Origin of the sequence: Pseudomonas triclosanedens, from assembly GCF_026686735.1 — a bacterium.
GTDB lineage: Bacteria > Pseudomonadota > Gammaproteobacteria > Pseudomonadales > Pseudomonadaceae > Pseudomonas > Pseudomonas triclosanedens.
Genome location: NZ_CP113432.1, coordinates 5,316,776 through 5,333,813, shown reverse-complemented (window position 1 = coordinate 5,333,813; position 17,038 = coordinate 5,316,776). Strand labels below are relative to the sequence as shown.

The window sequence follows — 17,038 nt, the reverse complement described above, 5'->3', positions numbered from 1 at the left end:
CATTTCGCGACGTCTGGAGCGAGCACCGGGCGGGCCTGTTCACAACGGCGCGGCGGCATAGCGCACCGTAGGGCGCCTGGGATGTGCTAGGGTTCGGTCGCGGCAGGATCTATCCCCGCCAGCAACTCCCGCAATGGAAGCTCCACGGCGGCCGGCGCAGCAAACAAAATGGAAGGCAATCACGCCCGGTGGCGTGGCCGGGCTTCAAACCCGGTGGGGGACGGCAGCCGTTCCTGGGTGGGTTCGACTCCCACTGCCTTCCGCCAATTTCCTTGCCTACAGCCCGCATGGTTCCGGGTTTCCGGTTCAGCCTGGGAAGACACTTCGACGTATCGAAAAACTTTCAGTGCGGTGCACCCGCGCCAGCCAGCATCCAGGACGGGATGTCGTTCCTGCCGCGCAGGAAGCGCCATACGTCGATGTGGTCGTCGCGCTCGATGCAGAAGGCCAGATATCGCTGGCGACACGTATCCGGTGGCTCACATGAAGAATGGGAGATGCCGTGGTGTTCGTTGCCACGGCTTATCCGGGGCAGGCTATCACTGCCCCCACATCATCCGCTGTTGCTGCGCCGAGTAATCGTCGCTCTGCAATTGCACGCGAGTGGGCTGGCGTTCGAGGTTGTCTTCGCCGAAGGATTCACGCACCGGGGACTCGATGGCGTTGAAGTGGCTGTAGCGCGGGGCATCGGCGCAGCCGGCGAGGGTGATGCAGGCGAAGGTGACCACGGAGAGCTTGAGCATGGGGGCGTCCTCCAGAAGTGAGCTTCGAGCTTCTGCCGGGAGGATTAACGGTGGATTAACGTGGCGCCTCCGATGCTGCTCGACTGCCCCGGTCAGTCCAGTACGTTGTGGAGTACCTCGTAGATCAGGCCGGTGGCGAGCGTGACGAGAATGAGGTCTGTGCCTGCTTGCTGCCATTCGTAACCGTCGTAATGAGGGAGGCGGCCGATCAGGCGGCCGTCGAGTTTCTTGGCGATGCCGGGAGGCAGCGGTTTGCCGCGAGCGAGGTTTTTCTGGATGCCGGGCGGCAGCGAGGCCCCGGGGCTCCAGTAGTTGCGATTGTCATCGAGGATGACGCGCACGCCGCCGATATCGATCTGTGGCCCTCCCTGCCAATTGCCACCGCTCTGATTCTGGTTGCCGTGCTGGGCACCCTTGTCATGTCCCTTGCCCTTGCTGTTCCCCGGATCTGCCAGCAGGGTCGGGGATGTGCCGAATACGGCGAATGCCAGCAGGGCAGCCACTACGGATTTTCGTCTGGATTGGTGCATGTCGACTCCCAAGGGGCGCTGGTTCATCGGTTAAGCATAGCGTGCACGCGGGGCACTGCAGCAGCCCGTTTCGCTACTGCACTGGGAAGTCGAAATAGGTGTTCGGGTACGGCTCGGCTTTGAGCGTGTAGTGCCACCACTCGGCGGCGTAGGGTTCGAAGCCGTGGCGCAGCATGGCCTGGCGCAGGGTTTCGCGGTTGCGCGTCTGGCTGGGAGTGATCAGCGGGGTACCGTGCCGGGAGATGGGGCCGAAGAAGTCGAACGGGCTGCCCATGTCGAGTTCGTCGCCGTTGCCGGCGTCGACCAGCGTGAGGTCCACGGTGCTGCCGCGCGAGTGGCCGGAGTGCCGGGCGATGTAGCCGTCGCGGAACAGGCTGCGTTTGTCGATGCCAGGGTAGTAGCGCGCCTGGTTGCGGGTGTCCTGTAGGTTGGCGGCCCAGCGCTTGAAGGCCTCCACGGCGCGCTGCGGACGGTAGCCGTCGAAGATTTTCAGGGCCAGGCCACTCAGGGCGAGGTCTTTTTCCACAGCGGCCAGCGCCTGGGCGGCGGGTTCGGCAAGGATGATGCGGGGCGTGAGGTAGCCGTCGATGGGCTGGCCGACGAAGTTGTCGCTGCCAGCGTAGCGCACATCGTAGCGGGCGGATTTCAGGACTTGGTCGAGGTAGACGAAGCCGGGCTGCGAGGGCTGCTCGGCTCGCAGCGGCAGACAGACGGACAGAAGCAGCAGGAGCGGGAGACGCCAGTATCGGGCCGCGCCTGCGCAGGTCACGGACGCAGGGCCTGGACCCCATCGTCGTCGGGGTCGAAGTTGTCCAGGTACATGCGTTGGGCGAAGGCATCGAGCGCCTGCCGGCCCTGCAGAAAACGATCACGGACGGCGGCCCAGTCGTCGGGTTTCATGCGCACCATCCAGCCTTCGCCGTAGCAGTCCTGATTGATCAGGCCGGGGCGGCGCACCACGGCTTCGTTGCTGGCGAGGATGTCGCCGGCCAATGGGCTGCGGGCGGAGGAGGCGGCCTTGGCGAATTCGACGACGCCGAAGCTGCGGTCGGCGTCGATGTGCCAGCCGTCGCGCTTGGGGGTGAAGGCGAATATCTGGCCGTACAGCGCGCAGCCGTAGGCGGTCAGGCCCAGGGTGACGGCGCCGCCGGGCTCTTCGCGCAGCCAGAGGTTGTACTCCGGGGCGTAGAGCAGGCCGTCGGGGAACTCCAGGCCGTGCAGCTTCACAGGGTCAGTACCCGATCGTATTCGAGGATCATCCGCGCCAGTTCACCACCACTGGCGACTTCGTCGATCTCCTCCATGAGCCGGCTCTCGTCGATGGGCACGCCCGGTGCGCGGCACATCAGCAGGCGAGCACCGGCTTCCTTGGCCTGCTGGATGAAGTGGCTGACGGGCTCTCCGCCTTCGGCGGCGTAGAGGTGGTCGGACACGTCCTGGAACGCCAGGCGGGTGCCCTCGCCGCTGAGGAACAGGGTGACCTGGGCGTCCATGCAGGCGAGCAGGGTGGCGGTGTAGAACGGCGCGGCGCAGCGCGCCGGGGTACTGGGGCCACTGCTGACGATGATCAGCACCCGCTGTTGGTCAGGCGTGCTCAAGGGTTTTCTCCAGTTGTATCAGGGCGACGCGCCGGCCTTGCGGGTCGATGCGCTCGACGATGGCCTGCGGACGGTAGCCCAGCCGGGTGTAGAGCAGCAGACCGGCGGCGTTGGCGTTGAAGCAGGACACCTTCATCAGCCGTGCCTTGTACTGGTCCCGGGCGAGTTTCTCCATGACGTCGATCAGGTACTGCGCCACACCATGCCGTCGCGCCCAGGGCGCCACCATCATGTTGCCCAGGGCGCAATGTTCGTTGAGTTGCCACTGGTAGAAGTTGGCGAAGCCCGCCGGGCGCCCCTCCAGCGTGGCAAGGGTGCTGCCACGGCGTTCGGCGATGGCGGCGGCAAGCTGCGCGACTGTCAGCGGCCAGCTCGCCTTGGGGTAGCAGTAGAAGAGTTCGTCGCGATCCTGCGCAAAAAGCACTACCTCGTCGAGGTCGCTGGCAAGGGCGGGGCGATGATCGAGGGCTGGATGTTCCACGGCTGTTCCCGGCTCAGTGGGGAGGATATTGCGAGAGGACTTTCTGCACCGTCTCGCGGATCGCCGCTTCGCGCTCGGCGGGCGATGGCGGGCTGCTGCGCATGACCTGCTCGCCGCTGCCGCGCCAGACCAGTTTGCCATCCTTGCCATCGAACAGGTCGACCTGGATGGTGGCGACCTTGTAGGTGACGGTGCGGGTTTCGGCCATCGGTGGCGGCCCCCAGTAGCCGCCCCAGTAACCACCCCAGTAGCCGCCGTAGTTGGTGGTGACCTGGTCCTGGCGCTGGTCGACGATCAGGTAGGCGCGCACTTTGACGTCGCCCCGATTGCCGTCCTGGGCCTGGCGCAGGCCGCGTTGTTCGAGCTGGTCGGCGACCGACTGGCTGATGCGTTGTTCGGTGAGGTCGCTCTTGATCCGCGGGTCGTCCGGACGGTATTCGAACGAGGGTTGCGCCCAGCTCCAGGTCTGGTAGAGGGCGAAGTCGCGGGTGGTGTCGTAGTCACGGCTGAGACTGGTGGTCTCGCAGGCGGCCAGGCTCAGCAGAAGGCCCAGCAACAGCAAACGGCGGATCATGGTGGGAATACTCCTGACAGAGTTTCCATCCAAGCGCAGAGTCTGCGCAAAGGCAAGCGGCAGAGCGCTTGAGCGGTGTCGCCGGCGGGCCAGGGCTCAGCCTGGCGGATAGCCGTCCATTGCCTTGCGCGCGGCTTCGCGCAGGGCGCGGGCCTGGTCGTTCTGGCTGTCGCCTTTCTCGTACTCGGCGCTGCCGCTCCACACTTGCTGGTGGCTGCGGGCGTCGAACAGTGCGATGCGGACCACACTGACGGTGACCACATAGGTGCGGGTGACGGGATAGTAGCCTCCACCGTACCAGGGATCGCCCCAGCCGCCGTAGTAGCCGCCGCCGTAATAGTCGGTGACCTGGCGGGTGCGCTGCTCGCTGGAAAGGTGCGCGCTCACGTAGAGGTCGGCCGGCGCATTGCCGCGTGCCGGGCGCAGGCCGCGCTGGTCGAGCGCTTCGCTGACCGCGTCCTGCAACGGGCCGCCGAAGCCGCTGCCGTCGTTCCAGCTCCACGAGCGGTAGTGCCCGTAATCCAGTGGCGGCGCCGGATAGCTGCCGGGGTCGAGGCCGGGGTTCGCCGCCGACGCTGGCGCGGGCGGCATTGGCAGCGAGGTGGCGGTGTAGGGATTGCTGCCCTGGCAGGCGGCCAGGGCGCCCAGGAGCGTTAGCAACAGCAGGCGACGCGACATGACGGACTCCCGCACGCGGATGACGATTGGCGTGCGCTAGCGAAACTATGCACCTATTCCTGTGGCCGGCACAGCCAGTGCAGGTAGCGGCCCAGCCCCGCGAACGCCGGATGCCGGCGGTATTGCAGTTCCATTTCCACCAGGTCCAGCGGTTCGGCCTTGTGCTGGAACTCCACCGGCATGTAGTCGTGGAACACGCGCACGCCGCTGCGCGCCTCGATGCTCCAGTGTCCGCTCATGGCCGCCTCCAATGCGCGGGGATCGAGCGGCTCCTGTGGGGTAAGGCTCTGTCCTTCGCCGGCAAAGCGGTTCTTGCGCAGCTTACGGAAATGGCCCTTGAGCAGGTTGCGGTAGATCAGCGCATCGCGGTTATAGAAGGCCAGCGACAGCCAGCCGTCGGTGTGGGTCAACTGATGCAGCACCGGCAGGATTGCCAGCGGCTCGGCGAGCCATTCGAGCACGGCGTGGCAGATCACCAGGTCGTAGGGTTGGTTGAGCTGGCCGAGCAGGTCCTGCCAGGGCGCCTCGATGAAGGTGGCCTCCAGGCCGGCTTCCCCGAAGCGCTGGCGTGCGCCTTCGAGCATTGGTGCGGCTGGCTCGGCGAGGGTGACGTCATGTCCCCGGCCGGCCAGCCACAGCGACATATGGCCGAGCCCCGCGCCGATATCCAGCACGCGCAGCGGGCGTTCCGGCAGCGCTTCGGCGAGGTCGGCCTGGAGCACCGCGAGACGGATCGCGCCCTTCGCGCCGCCATAGATCTTCTCGGCGAAGCGCGTGGCCAGTTCGTCGAAGTGGCGGTCGCCCTGGCTCATTTGGCGCCCCCTTCGATGAAGCGTCGCTCACTGTCGGCCAGCTTGGCGCGTACCGCCTGCTCCATGTCGATGCCCAGCTCGGCGCACAGCAGCAGGAGATACAGCACGATGTCGCCAATTTCCTGGCCGGCGTGGGCGAGCTTTTCCGGCGGTAGCTGGCGCGATTCGTCCTCGCGCAGCCACTGGAAGATTTCCACCAGCTCGGCCATCTCGACGCTGGCGGCCATCGCCAGGTTCTTCGGGCTGTGGAAGCGCTGCCAGTCGTTGTGGTCGCGGATCGCGTGCAGGCGCGCGGTAAGTTCTTCGAGGTTCATGCAGGTCTCGCGGGAAAGGCCGGGACCGCATAGCTTCGGGCTTCGCGCCCGAAGCATCAAGGCGTTGCGTCAGCCTTCGAGGGGCCGCCAGGTTCCGGCCATGTGCGGCAGGTCGTCCTTGCCGCGCAGGCTGAACTGCCCGGATGGCGCCGCTTCGCTGGCCAGCAGGGAGACGGAGGATGGCAGCAGCACGGGCTTCTGGAAGCGCACGTCGACCCGATAACCGGCCATTGGCAGACGATCGCCCAGCGCTGCGAGGCTGCGTGCCTTGTTCCACAGGCCGTGGGCGATGGCACGGGGGAAGCCGAACAGCTTCGCGCTGAAAGCTGAGAGATGAATCGGATTGTAGTCACCGGCCACTCTTGCATAGCGCCGGCCGATGTCCGCCGGGCAGTTCCACTGGTCGAGCGGTTCGAGCGGCAGTTCGGCGAATTCCTCGCGCGCCGGCGGCGCGCCGTCCATCCGCATGCCGCGGAACAGGACGCGGCTGTCGCCTTCCCAGAGCAGCCCCAACTGGTCGTGCAACTGGGTGATGATGCTGAAGGTCACGCCTTTCTCATGGGGTTGCAGGTCCGCCACGCGCACGCTGACGTTGAACGGGCCCAGCCCGCCCAGCGGTCGTAACACGCTGATACGGTTTTCCAGGTGCACCAGACCCAGCAGCGGGAAGGGGAAGTTGGGCGCGGTGAGCAGCCCCATCTGCAGGCCGAAGGCGAGGATATGCGGGTAGGTCGGCGGCAGCAGATGGTTGTCGCTGAAGCCGCAGACCTTGCGGTAGCGCTCCAGGTGCTTCGGATCGACCGTCACCGGGCAACGCAGGCCGCGGGTCGGCAGGCTGCGGCCACGCACGCCGCGACGCAGGGCGGCGCGGATGAACAGGCCGGGCAGGGCGGGTGGAGCGGACAGGTCGAGCCAATCGCGGGACATCGGGTATCTCCTGGCAAGTAGTGACCTCAGATTAGCCGCCGTCCGTTGGCGGACATTGGCCGTGGCTACGCGGTGCACGGCAGGCAGGTCAATGTGACCCACGGATTGCCCGGATATTTCCCGCAAGCCGTTTCGCGATTCTCTTGAGAGGCGATGGGAAAGCTGCCTAAGATGGGCCCGCCTCATGGATAACTAGAAAAAACACCATGCGTGATCTGACCGACGATGTGGCGCTGATGCGCCCGGTGATCGACGCCCTGCGGGCCAGCGGCACCGATCCCGACCGAGTGCTGGCGCGCGTCGGCTTGCCTGCCGGCACCCTGCCCGCCGGACGCTTTCCGCACAGCGCACAGAATCTGTTCTGGAAGGCTGCCGCCGACGAGTGCGGAGAGGAGCACGTGGGCCTCTACCTGGCCGGACACCTGCCTGCTTTCCACGGTCTGCTGCTGGAATACCTGTTCCTTTCCAGTGCGACGTTCGGCGAGGGTCTGCGCCATGCGCTGCGCTATGTGCGCCTGCTCTCCGATACCCTGAACGCGCGCCTGGAAATCGAAGGCGAGCGCGCCGTGCTGCTGCTCGGCCAGACCGCTGGGACCAACCGGCATTTCCCGGAAATGCTCGCCGGCGCGGTGATCCGCCTGTTCCATGCCCTGACCGAGGGTGAGTTCAAGCCCCGCGAGGTGCAACTGATGCACAGCGAGGGCGCGCCCGCCGAGCGTTACCGCGAGGTCTACGGTTGCCCGGCGACGCTGTCGGCGGACCGTTACGCCCTGGTGTTCGATGCCTGCGTGCTGGACAAACCTTCGCGTCATGCTGCGCCGGAGTTGCTGCGCATGCACGAGTCGCTGGCGCGCCGGCAACTGGCGGAAGTCGAACGCCTGGATCTGGTGCGCAAGGTGCGCGAGCTGATCGGTGTGCTGCTGGTGGATGGCGGCGCGACGCTCGAACAGGTCGCCGCGCGCCTGGACATGCCCGCCCGCCGGCTGCGCGAGCGCCTGGCGATGGCGGGGGTGCGCTTCAACGATCTGGTCACGGACTACCGCTGCCGCCTCGCCAAGGAACTGCTGCTCAAGACCGACGAGCGCATCGAGGTGATCGTCGAGCGCACCGGCTTTTCCGAGCCGAGTACTTTCTACCGCGCCTTCAAGCGCTGGGTCGGCGAGACACCGGTGGAATTCCGCCGCCGTGGCCGTCCGCAGACGCCGGCGGAGTGATCGAACACCTTCGAGCAGCCGCGTGAGTAGGCTTTGCGCGCATTTCCAGCCCAGGAGTCTCCCGATGCAAAGCCCAACCCGCAATACCCTGTTGTTCAGCACCGTTCTGTTGGGCTTGAGCCAGCTCTCACTGGCCGATGAAACGGGCGAGACGGCGTTCTCCCGCCTGGATCGCGACGGCAATGGCTATATCGAAGCGAGCGACATGTCGGCGATGCGCGAGCGGATGTTCCGCCGCCTGGACCGCGACAGTGACGGCTTCCTCAGCCGCCAGGAACTGACGCCGCCGGCGCAGAGCAGCCATCCCGCGCCGAGTGCGGTGGTCTGGCCCGATGCGAACGGTGACGACAAGGTCAGCATGAGCGAATTCCTGGCCCAGGAGCCGGCGTTGATTCTGCGCGGCGACCGGGACGGCGACCATCGGCTGAATGCCGATGAGTTCCGCCAGTTGATCGCCTCGCGCGGCAACTGAGCGGCCGGGGCGAGGGGCGCGAGCGCCGCTGAGACGCCCCCTCGCGCGGGAGCGGACGACTCCGCCCCGTGCAGGTTTCGATGCGGTGGGGGATCAGGCGCCCAGCAGGCTCTGCCCGCACACTCGCAGCACTTGTCCGCTCACCGCGCCGGAGCCCGGCTGGGCGAACCATGCCACCGCTTCGGCGACATCCTGCGGCAGACCGCCCTGGCCCATCGAGTTCATGCGCCGGCCCGCTTCGCGGATGGTCAGCGGTATGGCGGCGGTCATCTGGGTTTCGATGAAACCCGGCGCCACCGCGTTGATGCTGATGCCCTTCTTGCCCAGCGCAGGCGCCCAGGCTTGCGCCAGGCCGATCAGACCGGCCTTGCTCACCGCGTAGTTGGTCTGCCCGAGATTGCCGGCGATCCCGCTGATGGAGGCCAGCAGCACTACGCGGCCGTCATCGTGCAGCTTGCCGGCGTCCAGCAGTGCCTGGGTCAGCACTTGCGGGGCCTTGAGGTTCACGTCGATCACCGAGTTCCAGAATGCCTCGCTCATTTTGGCGACGGTTTTGTCGCGGGTGATACCTGCGTTGTGCACGACGATGTCCACGCCATCGGGCAGCGCTTCGATCAGTTGCGCGCCGGCGTCCGTTGCGCAGATGTCCAGCGCCACGCCACGCCCGCCCAGGCGTGCGGCGAGTGCGTCGAGTGCGTCCTTGGCTGGAGGCACGTCCAGCAGCACTACGTCGGCGCCGTCGCGGGCCAGGGTCTCCGCGATGGCCGCGCCGATGCCGCGGGCGGCGCCGGTCACCAGGGCGCGCTTGCCCACCAGCGGGCGGCTCCAGTCCTGTACCTGCTTCCCGTAGGCCGAAATACGGATCACCTGGCCGGAAACATAGGCGCTCTTGGGGGAGAGGAAGAAGCGCAGCGCGCCTTCTAGCTGGTCTTCCGCACCCTTGCCGACGTATACCAACTGCACGTTTCCGCCACGGCGGATTTCCTTGCCCAGGGAGCGGCTGAAGCCTTCCAGGCTGCGTTGCACGCTGGCGGCGATGGGGTCCTTGAGGGATTCCGGCGCGCGGCCCAGGATCACCACATGGGGGCACTTGTCCAGGCCCTTGAGCGCGCCCTGGAAGAACGTGCGCAGCGAAAGGGTCTGCTCGAAACGGGTCAGGCCGCTGGCGTCGAAGACGACAGCCTTGAGCCGGGGGCCGTGCTCGGCGGTCCAGCGCGGCAGGCCGTACTGGCCGTCGGCGAAGGAGAACACCGCGTCGGTCAGGCGTTCGCTGAAGGGCAGCACCGCTTCGTTCAGGCTGCCTTCGCCGCCGAGCAGCAGGGCTCCGTCAACCGGCCGGGTGCGCCCGGCGCTCCAGCGCTCCAGGCGCGCCGGCGCAGGCAGGCCAAGGGCGCCGACCAGGCGGCGGCCGACGTTGGAGTTGGCGAAGGCGATGTAGCGATCGGTCATGGAACGGGCTCCTGCACGGATTCTCGAAGTGGGGACCACTCTACGCAGCCGGTGGTTCGCCGCAATTGACCGTGCTGACCTGCGCGACGGCGGGGCGGCCAATGCGACGCGACCGGCTAAGGTTAGGCTCTGTACGCAACGTCGCCGAGCGGCGGCCGGGCCTGCGCCCGGCTCTGCCACGGCGCTTCGCCTCAAGAGCCTAGTCCGAGCGTACAACGTCGCTCACCCAGTCAGGAGCCTTGCATGACCCAACTGCGCCGGGTCGCCATCGTCGGCGGCAACCGAATTCCCTTCGCCCGCTCCAACACCGTGTACTCCACGGCGAGCAACCAGGAGATGCTGACCTCCGCGCTGGACGGCCTGATCGAGCGCTACAAGCTGCACGGCGAGCGCCTGGGCGAGGTGGTCGCCGGCGCCGTGCTCAAGCACTCGCGTGACTTCAACCTGACCCGCGAGTGTGTGCTCGGCACGCGGCTGGCGCCGGAAACCCCGGCCTACGATATCCAGCAGGCCTGTGGAACGGGGCTCGAGGCCGCCATCCTGGTGGCCAACAAGATCGCCCTGGGGCAGATCGACAGCGGTATCGCCGGCGGAGTGGACACCACGTCCGACGCGCCCATCGGGGTCAACGAGGGGTTGCGCAAGATTCTGCTGGAAGCCAATCGCGGCAAGTCCAACGGCGAGAAGATCAGGAGCCTGCTGAAGATCCGCCCGCGTCACCTGATGCCGCATATTCCGAAGAACGGCGAACCGCGCACCGGGTTGTCGATGGGCGAGCATTGCGAATTGATGGCGCAGACCTGGGCCATTCCGCGCGATGAGCAGGACAAGCTGGCGTTCGAGAGTCACCACAAGCTGGCCGCCGCTTACGAAGAAGGTTGGCAGAACGACCTGATGACGCCGTTCCGCGGCCTGGTGCGCGACCAGAACCTGCGCCCGGACATCAACCTGGAAAAGATCGGCACCCTGAAGCCGGTATTCGAGCGCGGCCCGCGCGGCACGCTGACTGCGGCCAACTCCACGCCGCTGACCGATGGCGCCTCCGTGGTGCTGCTGGCCAGCGAGGAGTGGGCCAAAGCCCGCGGCTTGCCGATCCTCGCGTACTTCAAGGATGGCGAAGCGGCGGCGGTGGACTTCGTCGGTGGCCATGAGGGCCTGCTGATGGCGCCGGTCTATGCGGTGCCGCGCCTGCTGGCGCGCAACGGCCTGACCCTGCAGGACTTCGATTTCTACGAAATCCACGAAGCCTTCGCCGCCCAGGTTCTGTGCACGCTCAAGGCCTGGGAGGACGCGGAGTACTGCAAGGAGCGTCTGGGGCTCGATGCGCCGCTGGGTTCCATCGATCGCAGCAAGCTCAACGTCAAGGGCAGCTCGCTGGCCGCCGGCCACCCGTTCGCCGCTACCGGCGGACGCATTGTCGCCAACCTGGCCAAGCTGCTGGAGGCCGCCGAAAAGGGGCGCGGGCTGATCTCTATCTGTGCTGCAGGCGGCCAGGGTGTGACCGCGATCCTGGAAAGGTAATCCAATATGTCGGGACGGTCGTTCCGTTCCGCGATGTAACAGCAACTCCGTGACTTCAGGCGGTGCCGCGCAAGCGGTGCCGCCTTTTTTTTACCGTGCGGTGTAGCCCCTGGCGCTGCACTTGCGTTCTAGAAAGCGCATCAGCCGCCCTGCAGCATTCCGGGATGGATGCGCTGGGCGAATGGCGTGGAAAGTATCAGCGAGGTCCGGCTGGTGCCGAATTGCGCCAGGCGGTCGATCAGTTCTTCCAGCTCGCGGGTGCAGCTCACCGCGACCTTGAGCATCACGCAGGATTCGCCGGTGATGCGGTAACAGTCGATGATCTGCGGGATTTCCAGCAACGGGTCGAGCATGCTGCTGCTGCGATGGTCGTTCAGCCGCATCTCGATCAGGCACTGGATCGAGCGCCCCATCTTCGTCAGGTCTACGCTCGCGTGGTAACCGGTGATCACCCCGTCGGCTTCCAGCCGCGCCACGCGGTCGGCGACGGCCGGGGGCGAAAGGTTGATCCGGCGGGCCAGTTCGGCGAAGGACAGGCGGCCGTTTTCCAGCAGTGCGGCGAGCAGGGCGCGGTCGTATTTGTCCATTGCTTGAGCCTCGTTTGTCGATTCAACGGATATGTATTCGAAAATCCGTCGAATAAAAAGTGTTATGCCTGCTTTAGCGTTGTCTGTGCCTTATATGGCGATGAAGGCCCTCATAAAATGAAGCGCTCTGCCTGTCTTGTCGAGCCCCACTCATGACCACTATGCCCATGCCCAGAGCCCGCGTATCCCTGACGCTGATAGCCGCGTTCTTCGCCCTCTATTTCATCTGGGGGTCGACTTACCTTGCCATCAGCATCGGTGTTGCATCCTGGCCGCCGATGCTGATGGCCGGCTGCCGCTTCGTCATCGCCGGCGCTCTGCTGTTCGGCTGGATGCTGTGGCGCGGAGCACCATTGCCCAGCTTCAGGCAATGGCTGTCGGCGGGTGTGATCGGCATTCTGCTGCTCAGTTTCGGCAATGGCGGGGTGACGGTCGCCGAACACTGGGGCGTGGCCTCCGGTGTGGCGGCGCTGGCTGTCGCCACGGTGCCGCTGTTCACCCTGGTGTTCGGACGCCTGTTCGGCAATACCACCACGGCGCTGGAGTGGGCGGGAATCGCACTCGGGCTGGCCGGCATCGTGCTGCTCAACCTCGGCTCCAACCTGCAGGGCAGCCCGGCTGGCGCTGCGCTGATCATCTTTGCGGCTGCCTCCTGGGCCTTCGGTTCGGTATGGAGTCGCCGTCTCTCGCTGCCGGCCGGCCCGATGGCCAGTGCGGTGGAGATGCTGGTGGGCGGTGCCGCGCTGCTGCTGGGCAGCCTGCTCAGCGGCGAGCGCATGACCCAGATGCCGACTGCCGCTGGCTGGGGGGCGCTGGCGTACCTGGTCGTATTCGGCTCGATCATCGCCTTCAGTGCCTACATGTACCTGCTGGCCAATGTGCGCCCGGCGGCGGCTACCAGCTATGCCTATGTCAACCCGGCAGTGGCTGTGATGCTCGGCGTGGTGTTCGCCGGCGAGCATATCGGCCTGCCCGAGGCGCTGGCGATGGCAGTGATCATCGGCGCTGTAGTGCTGATCGGACTGCCGCAGTGGCGGAGCAAGGACGCCGCCTGAATTGCGGCATGAGGTAAGCCCGAAAAGTTATTTCGCGCCGCCTGCTCATTTCGCTAGGGTATGAAACGGCCTCCGCGCGGAGGTCGTTCCATCCTCCTTTCAGTACACCCGCGCGCTACACGCACAGGCCACTGACCCACTCTCCGATCAGAGGTGTGCATGAGCCTGGCGGCGCCACTTCCCATGTTTTCCGTAGCCCATCCCACGCAACGCTGGAGCCAGGCTCTGCGTGCATCGAACCTGCTGTCGCTATCGGTACCGCGCGAGTATGGCGGCCGCGGCGCGGGCTGGGACGAAGTGCTGCAGACCGTGCGCGATCTGTCCGAGCGCGATGGCACCCTGGCGCGCCTGTTCGCCGTGCATCACCTGCAACTGGCCAGTGTGTTGTTGCTGGGTAGCCGCGAGCAGAGCGAACGCCTGCTGCCGCGTAGCGTCGAGTGCGAGTGGCTTTGGGGCGAGGCTGTGAACCACCAGGAGCGCCGCCTGCTGGCGCGGGAGCATCGGCGCGGTGGCTTCCTGTTGCAGGGCGGTCGGCACGACTGCTTCGGCGCGGAGGCGGTGGACTGGCTGCTGCTGTCGGCCTGGCATGCGCCGAGCGATGGCTTGCTGATCGCCGCGCTGCCGACCGATCGGGATGGCCTGGACCGCTTCGAGCCCAATGGCGGCAGCCTTCTGCGCTGCCACGAAGTGCGCCTGCATCCCGAAGACATCCTGCAGCCACCGGGCCTGCCGTGGACGCCCCGTGCGCAGTTGCGGGGCAGCCTGGCGGCGCTGCTGCAGGCCAACCTCGCCCTGGGGCTGGCCATGCGCGTCTGCGATGGGTTGCCTGCGCGCACGATGGTGGGCGGTTTGCGGCGGATCGTCGGGTTGGGGCTGCGCCTGTCCGAGCAGGCCACCGTCTCCCTCGAGTCGGCGCTGCTGGCCGGCAACAGCCTGAGCTTCACCCGCGGCGCCGCGCTGGCAACGCTGGTGGCGGAAACCGCGGTGGTAGCGCAGCAGGCGGTGGAGCTTGGATTGCGCCAGGAGGGTGTGCGCGCCAGATTGCTCGCCGGAGCGACCTGAGGCGCCGTATCACAAGGTCTGTAGCGCTTTCGAGACAAGCGCGGCTGCTCATAAGTTAAGAACTAAATATTATTTATTCGAAGTTTTTTATATCGCTAATCTAGCTTTACCGGACCGCCGGACACCGTTTCACCCATACGAATCCCGTCCCGTGGTCCGTCCCTCTCTGGAGGCCGGCCCCGCCGTTACCCCAGAGGAAACACCATGAACAAACCTCGTTTCGTACGCCGTGCCCTGGCCGGCGTCGCTGTTGCGGCCGCGCTGTTCTCCCAGACCGCCGCCTTCGCCGACATCACGCTCGGCTACCAGACCGGCATCGACCCGACCAAGGTTCCCCAGGCCGATGGCACCTATGAAAAGGTCATTGGCGAGAAGCTCGACTGGCGGCGTTTCAACAGCGGCCCGGAAGTGATCGCCGCGATCGCCTCGGGCGATGTCCAGCTCGGCAACATCGGCTCCAGCCCGCTGGCTGCGGCCACGTCCCGCGGGCTGCCCATCGTCGCCTTCATCGTCTCCGCGCAGATCAACTCGGCGGAAGCGCTGGTGGTGCGCAATGGCAGCAAGATCGAGAAGCCCGAAGACCTGGTCGGCAAGACCATCGCCACGCCGTTCGTGTCCACCTCGCACTACAGCCTGCTGGGCGCGCTCAAGCACTGGAAGATCGATCCGGCCAAGGTGAAGATCGTCAACCTCAATCCCACCGAGATCGCCGCCGCCTGGCGCCGTGGCGACATTGACGGGGCCTTCGTCTGGTCGCCCGCGCTGGGTGAGATCAAGAAGTCCGGCAAGGTGCTGACCGATGCCGCCGAAGTTGGCCAATGGGGCGCGCCGACCTTCGAGGTCTGGGTTGCCCGCAAGGACTTCGCCGAGAAGCACCCCGACGTCATCGCCAAGTTCGCCAGGGTGAGCCTGGATTCCTTTGCCGACTACAACGCCCACAAGGCCCAGTGGACCGCCGACTCCGAGCAGGTGAAGAAGATCGCCCGGCTGACCGGCGCCGATCCGAAGGACGTGCCCGAACTGCTGGCGGGCTCCGCATTCCCCGAAACCCAGGCGCAACTGTCGTCCGCGCTGCTGGGTGGCGGCACCGCCAAGGACATCGCCGGCACTGCCGCCTTCCTGAAAGAACAGAAGCGCGTGCCTTCGGTGCTCAAGGACTACTCGCCCTACGTCAGCGCCGAATACGTGCGCCAGGCCGAAAGCGTGCAGGTCGGGCAGCGCTGATCACGTGCTCTTCGCAGGAGCGGGCGTGCTCGCGAATACCGGCTGGCATTGAAGCTCCGGCCGGTCCGCGGGCAAGGACCAGGCACCCCGCGCTCCTGCAAAGGGCGCAACGCATTTCTTCTCACCCTACGGAGGGCAGAACATGAGCCGTCTGACGGCCGAGGCGGTCAGCCTCACTTTCCAGCAGCAGGGGCGCGAGCGCGTCGTGCTGCAAGACCTCACTCTCAGCCTGGCCAAGGGCGAATCGCTGGTGGTGCTCGGCCCGTCCGGCTGCGGCAAGTCCAGCCTGCTCAATGTGCTGGCGGGCTTCCAGGAGCCCGACCGTGGCCGCGTACAGATCGATGGTCGGACGCTCGACGGCCCCGGTGGCGAACGCGGCGTAGTGTTCCAGGACGATGCACTGATGCCCTGGCTGACGGCGCTGGAGAATGTCGCCCTGGGCCTGCGCATCCGTGGCGTCGGCGCTGCGCAGCGCAATGCCCGTGCCCAGGAGGTGCTGAAGCTGGTGGGGCTGTCGGAGCACGCCGACTACTCGATTTCGCAACTCTCCGGCGGCCAGCGCCAGCGCCTGGGCCTGGCCCGCGCGCTGGCGGTGGAGCCGGATTTCCTGCTGCTCGACGAGCCTTTCGGCGCCCTCGATGCGCTGACCCGCGAGCGCATGCAGGTACTGACCCTGGACCTCTGGCGCAAGACCGGCAAGGGCCTGTTCCTGATCACCCACAGCGTCGACGAGGCGCTGTTCCTGGCCACCGACCTGGTGGTGATGGACGGCCCGCCTGCGCGGGTGGTCAAGCGCCTGTCGCTGGACTTCGCCCAGCGCTACGCCGCCGGCGAGCCGGTGCGTTCGATCAAGTCTGATCCCGAAATCGCGCGCCTGCGCCAACTGCTGCTGGATCTCTTCCTGGAAGAGGCACTGGATGAACAGGAGGCCGAGCATGCCCACTGAAACCCTTGCCGGAAAACTCCCGGCTGCCGCGCCGAAAGCCCGCATCGTGCCGCGCGACCGGCGCCGCTGGGCCGCCGCCGGCAGCGTCGGCGGCATCCTCGTGCTCTGGTGGCTGGCTACCCACCTGGGTTGGGTCGACACGCTGTTCCTGCCCGCGCCTGAGCAACTGCTGGAGGCGTTCCGCCGGCTGCTCGAGGAGGGCTACGTCGATGCCAGCCTCTGGCAGCACGTCGGCACCAGTCTGCTGCGTGTGCTGCTGGCGCTCGGCGCGGCGGTGCTGACGGCGATTCCGCTGGGCATCCTGATGGGCATCAATCCGCTGGTTGGCGCTGCGTTCGATCCGCTGGTGGAGTTCTACCGTCCGGTGCCGCCACTGGCCTACCTGCCGCTGATCGTCATCTGGTTCGGCATCGGCGAGCTGTCCAAGGTACTGCTGATCTACCTGGCGCTGTTCGCGCCGCTGCTGATCGCCACCGCCGCCGGTGTGCGCCGCGTGGACAAATCGCGCATCCAGGCGGTGCGCTGCCTGGGCGCCAATCGCTGGCAGGTGGTGCGCCACGTGATCCTGCCCAGCGCGCTGCCTGAAGTGCTCACCGGCCTGCGCATCGCCCTGGGTGTGGGCTGGTCGACCCTGGTGGCCGCCGAACTGATCGCCGCCAATCGTGGCCTGGGCTTCATGGTGCAGTCCGCCGCGCAGTTCCTCGCCACCGACGTGGTGGTGCTGGGCATTCTGCTGATCGCCGCCGTCGCGCTGAGCTTCGAGCTGGGGTTGCGCTGGGTGCAGAAGCGCTTCGCCTCCTGGGAATAGAACCGACCGCTGCCTTTCAGACACGCCGAACCGACTCCCTCGC

The 17,038-nt window shown here is 66.5% G+C and carries 21 protein-coding genes and 1 tRNA gene; 9 read left to right on the top strand and 13 right to left on the bottom strand.

Features of this window, described 5'->3' with window-relative positions; all coding sequences use genetic code 11:
* Positions 1 to 170: 170 nt before the first annotated feature.
* A tRNA-Sec gene (locus tag OU419_RS24730) sits at positions 171 to 266 on the top strand.
* A 273-nt stretch (positions 267 to 539) separates the two neighbouring features.
* On the opposite strand, the gene OU419_RS24725 is transcribed toward OU419_RS24730, so the two are convergent.
* The 11 genes from OU419_RS24725 to OU419_RS24675 form a co-directional block, all read right to left on the bottom strand.
* Positions 540 to 743: a hypothetical protein gene (locus tag OU419_RS24725; RefSeq protein ID WP_254472461.1), complete on the bottom strand. Its 204-nt coding sequence runs from the start codon at positions 741 to 743 to the stop codon at positions 540 to 542.
* A gap of 92 nt (positions 744 to 835) precedes the next feature.
* Positions 836 to 1,273: an anti-virulence regulator CigR family protein gene (locus tag OU419_RS24720; protein WP_254472462.1), complete on the bottom strand. Its 438-nt coding sequence runs from the start codon at positions 1,271 to 1,273 to the stop codon at positions 836 to 838.
* A gap of 73 nt (positions 1,274 to 1,346) precedes the next feature.
* Positions 1,347 to 2,042 carry a M15 family metallopeptidase gene (locus tag OU419_RS24715; protein WP_254472463.1) on the bottom strand — a complete coding sequence of 232 codons (696 nt, stop codon included), beginning with the start codon at positions 2,040 to 2,042 and terminating at the stop codon, positions 1,347 to 1,349.
* Positions 2,039 to 2,500, bottom strand: a complete 462-nt coding sequence (locus tag OU419_RS24710; protein ID WP_254472464.1) for a glycine cleavage system protein H — start codon at positions 2,498 to 2,500, stop codon at positions 2,039 to 2,041. Before OU419_RS24710 ends, OU419_RS24715 begins: the two co-directional genes overlap by 4 nt.
* A complete protein-coding gene (locus tag OU419_RS24705) occupies positions 2,497 to 2,871 on the bottom strand; it encodes a DsrE family protein (protein ID WP_254472465.1) in 375 nt (124 codons plus the stop codon). Before OU419_RS24705 ends, OU419_RS24710 begins: the two co-directional genes overlap by 4 nt.
* Complete coding sequence (locus tag OU419_RS24700; protein WP_254472466.1) at positions 2,858 to 3,352, bottom strand: GNAT family N-acetyltransferase; 495 nt, start codon at positions 3,350 to 3,352, stop codon at positions 2,858 to 2,860. The genes OU419_RS24705 and OU419_RS24700 overlap by 14 nt, the downstream gene beginning before the upstream one ends.
* Before the next feature lie 13 nt (positions 3,353 to 3,365).
* Positions 3,366 to 3,926, bottom strand: a complete 561-nt coding sequence (locus OU419_RS24695; RefSeq protein ID WP_254472467.1) for a DUF4136 domain-containing protein — start codon at positions 3,924 to 3,926, stop codon at positions 3,366 to 3,368.
* Between the two features lie 96 nt (positions 3,927 to 4,022).
* Positions 4,023 to 4,604 (bottom strand): DUF4136 domain-containing protein, encoded by a 582-nt coding sequence (locus tag OU419_RS24690; protein ID WP_254472468.1) that lies wholly within the window; start codon positions 4,602 to 4,604, stop codon positions 4,023 to 4,025.
* Positions 4,605 to 4,657: 53 nt separating this feature from the next.
* Positions 4,658 to 5,416, bottom strand: coding sequence for a methyltransferase domain-containing protein (locus OU419_RS24685; protein WP_254472469.1), 759 nt, complete (start codon positions 5,414 to 5,416; stop codon positions 4,658 to 4,660).
* The gene (locus OU419_RS24680) at positions 5,413 to 5,730 is read right to left on the bottom strand and encodes a nucleotide pyrophosphohydrolase (protein WP_254472470.1); all 318 of its coding nucleotides are present in this window, start codon (positions 5,728 to 5,730) and stop codon (positions 5,413 to 5,415) included. Before OU419_RS24680 ends, OU419_RS24685 begins: the two co-directional genes overlap by 4 nt.
* 69 nt (positions 5,731 to 5,799) lie before the next feature.
* Positions 5,800 to 6,657 carry a MaoC family dehydratase gene (locus OU419_RS24675; protein WP_254472471.1) on the bottom strand — a complete coding sequence of 286 codons (858 nt, stop codon included), beginning with the start codon at positions 6,655 to 6,657 and terminating at the stop codon, positions 5,800 to 5,802.
* Between the two features lie 206 nt (positions 6,658 to 6,863).
* On the opposite strand from OU419_RS24675, the gene OU419_RS24670 reads away from it, so the two are divergent.
* Positions 6,864 to 7,871 (top strand): AraC family transcriptional regulator, encoded by a 1,008-nt coding sequence (locus tag OU419_RS24670; protein WP_254472472.1) that lies wholly within the window; start codon positions 6,864 to 6,866, stop codon positions 7,869 to 7,871.
* Positions 7,872 to 7,935: 64 nt separating this feature from the next.
* Entirely contained in the window at positions 7,936 to 8,343 is a 408-nt protein-coding gene (locus OU419_RS24665; RefSeq protein ID WP_254472473.1) for an EF-hand domain-containing protein, read from the top strand.
* A 93-nt stretch (positions 8,344 to 8,436) separates the two neighbouring features.
* Here the strand turns inward: OU419_RS24665 and OU419_RS24660 are convergent, their stop codons facing one another.
* On the bottom strand, positions 8,437 to 9,792 hold the full coding sequence (locus OU419_RS24660; protein ID WP_254472474.1) for a 3-oxoacyl-ACP reductase: 1,356 nt from the start codon (positions 9,790 to 9,792) through the stop codon (positions 8,437 to 8,439).
* Positions 9,793 to 10,035: 243 nt separating this feature from the next.
* Here OU419_RS24660 and OU419_RS24655 point away from each other — a divergent pair, with 243 nt between their 5' ends.
* A complete protein-coding gene (locus tag OU419_RS24655) occupies positions 10,036 to 11,313 on the top strand; it encodes an acetyl-CoA C-acetyltransferase (protein ID WP_254472475.1) in 1,278 nt (425 codons plus the stop codon).
* A gap of 140 nt (positions 11,314 to 11,453) precedes the next feature.
* Here the strand turns inward: OU419_RS24655 and OU419_RS24650 are convergent, their stop codons facing one another.
* Positions 11,454 to 11,900, bottom strand: coding sequence for an Lrp/AsnC family transcriptional regulator (locus OU419_RS24650; RefSeq protein WP_254472476.1), 447 nt, complete (start codon positions 11,898 to 11,900; stop codon positions 11,454 to 11,456).
* A gap of 167 nt (positions 11,901 to 12,067) precedes the next feature.
* On the opposite strand from OU419_RS24650, the gene yedA reads away from it, so the two are divergent.
* From yedA to OU419_RS24625, 5 genes are all read left to right on the top strand, one after another.
* Positions 12,068 to 12,955: a drug/metabolite exporter YedA gene (gene yedA, locus OU419_RS24645; protein ID WP_254472626.1), complete on the top strand. Its 888-nt coding sequence runs from the start codon at positions 12,068 to 12,070 to the stop codon at positions 12,953 to 12,955.
* Positions 12,956 to 13,138: 183 nt separating this feature from the next.
* The gene (locus tag OU419_RS24640; protein ID WP_254472477.1) at positions 13,139 to 14,017 is read left to right on the top strand and encodes an acyl-CoA dehydrogenase family protein; all 879 of its coding nucleotides are present in this window, start codon (positions 13,139 to 13,141) and stop codon (positions 14,015 to 14,017) included.
* Positions 14,018 to 14,221: 204 nt separating this feature from the next.
* Positions 14,222 to 15,241 (top strand): taurine ABC transporter substrate-binding protein, encoded by a 1,020-nt coding sequence (gene tauA / locus OU419_RS24635; RefSeq protein ID WP_254472478.1) that lies wholly within the window; start codon positions 14,222 to 14,224, stop codon positions 15,239 to 15,241.
* A gap of 142 nt (positions 15,242 to 15,383) precedes the next feature.
* Positions 15,384 to 16,187 (top strand): taurine ABC transporter ATP-binding protein, encoded by an 804-nt coding sequence (locus OU419_RS24630; protein WP_254472479.1) that lies wholly within the window; start codon positions 15,384 to 15,386, stop codon positions 16,185 to 16,187.
* Positions 16,177 to 16,995, top strand: coding sequence for an ABC transporter permease subunit (locus OU419_RS24625; RefSeq protein WP_254472480.1), 819 nt, complete (start codon positions 16,177 to 16,179; stop codon positions 16,993 to 16,995). Before OU419_RS24630 ends, OU419_RS24625 begins: the two co-directional genes overlap by 11 nt.
* Positions 16,996 to 17,038 lie beyond the last annotated feature (43 nt).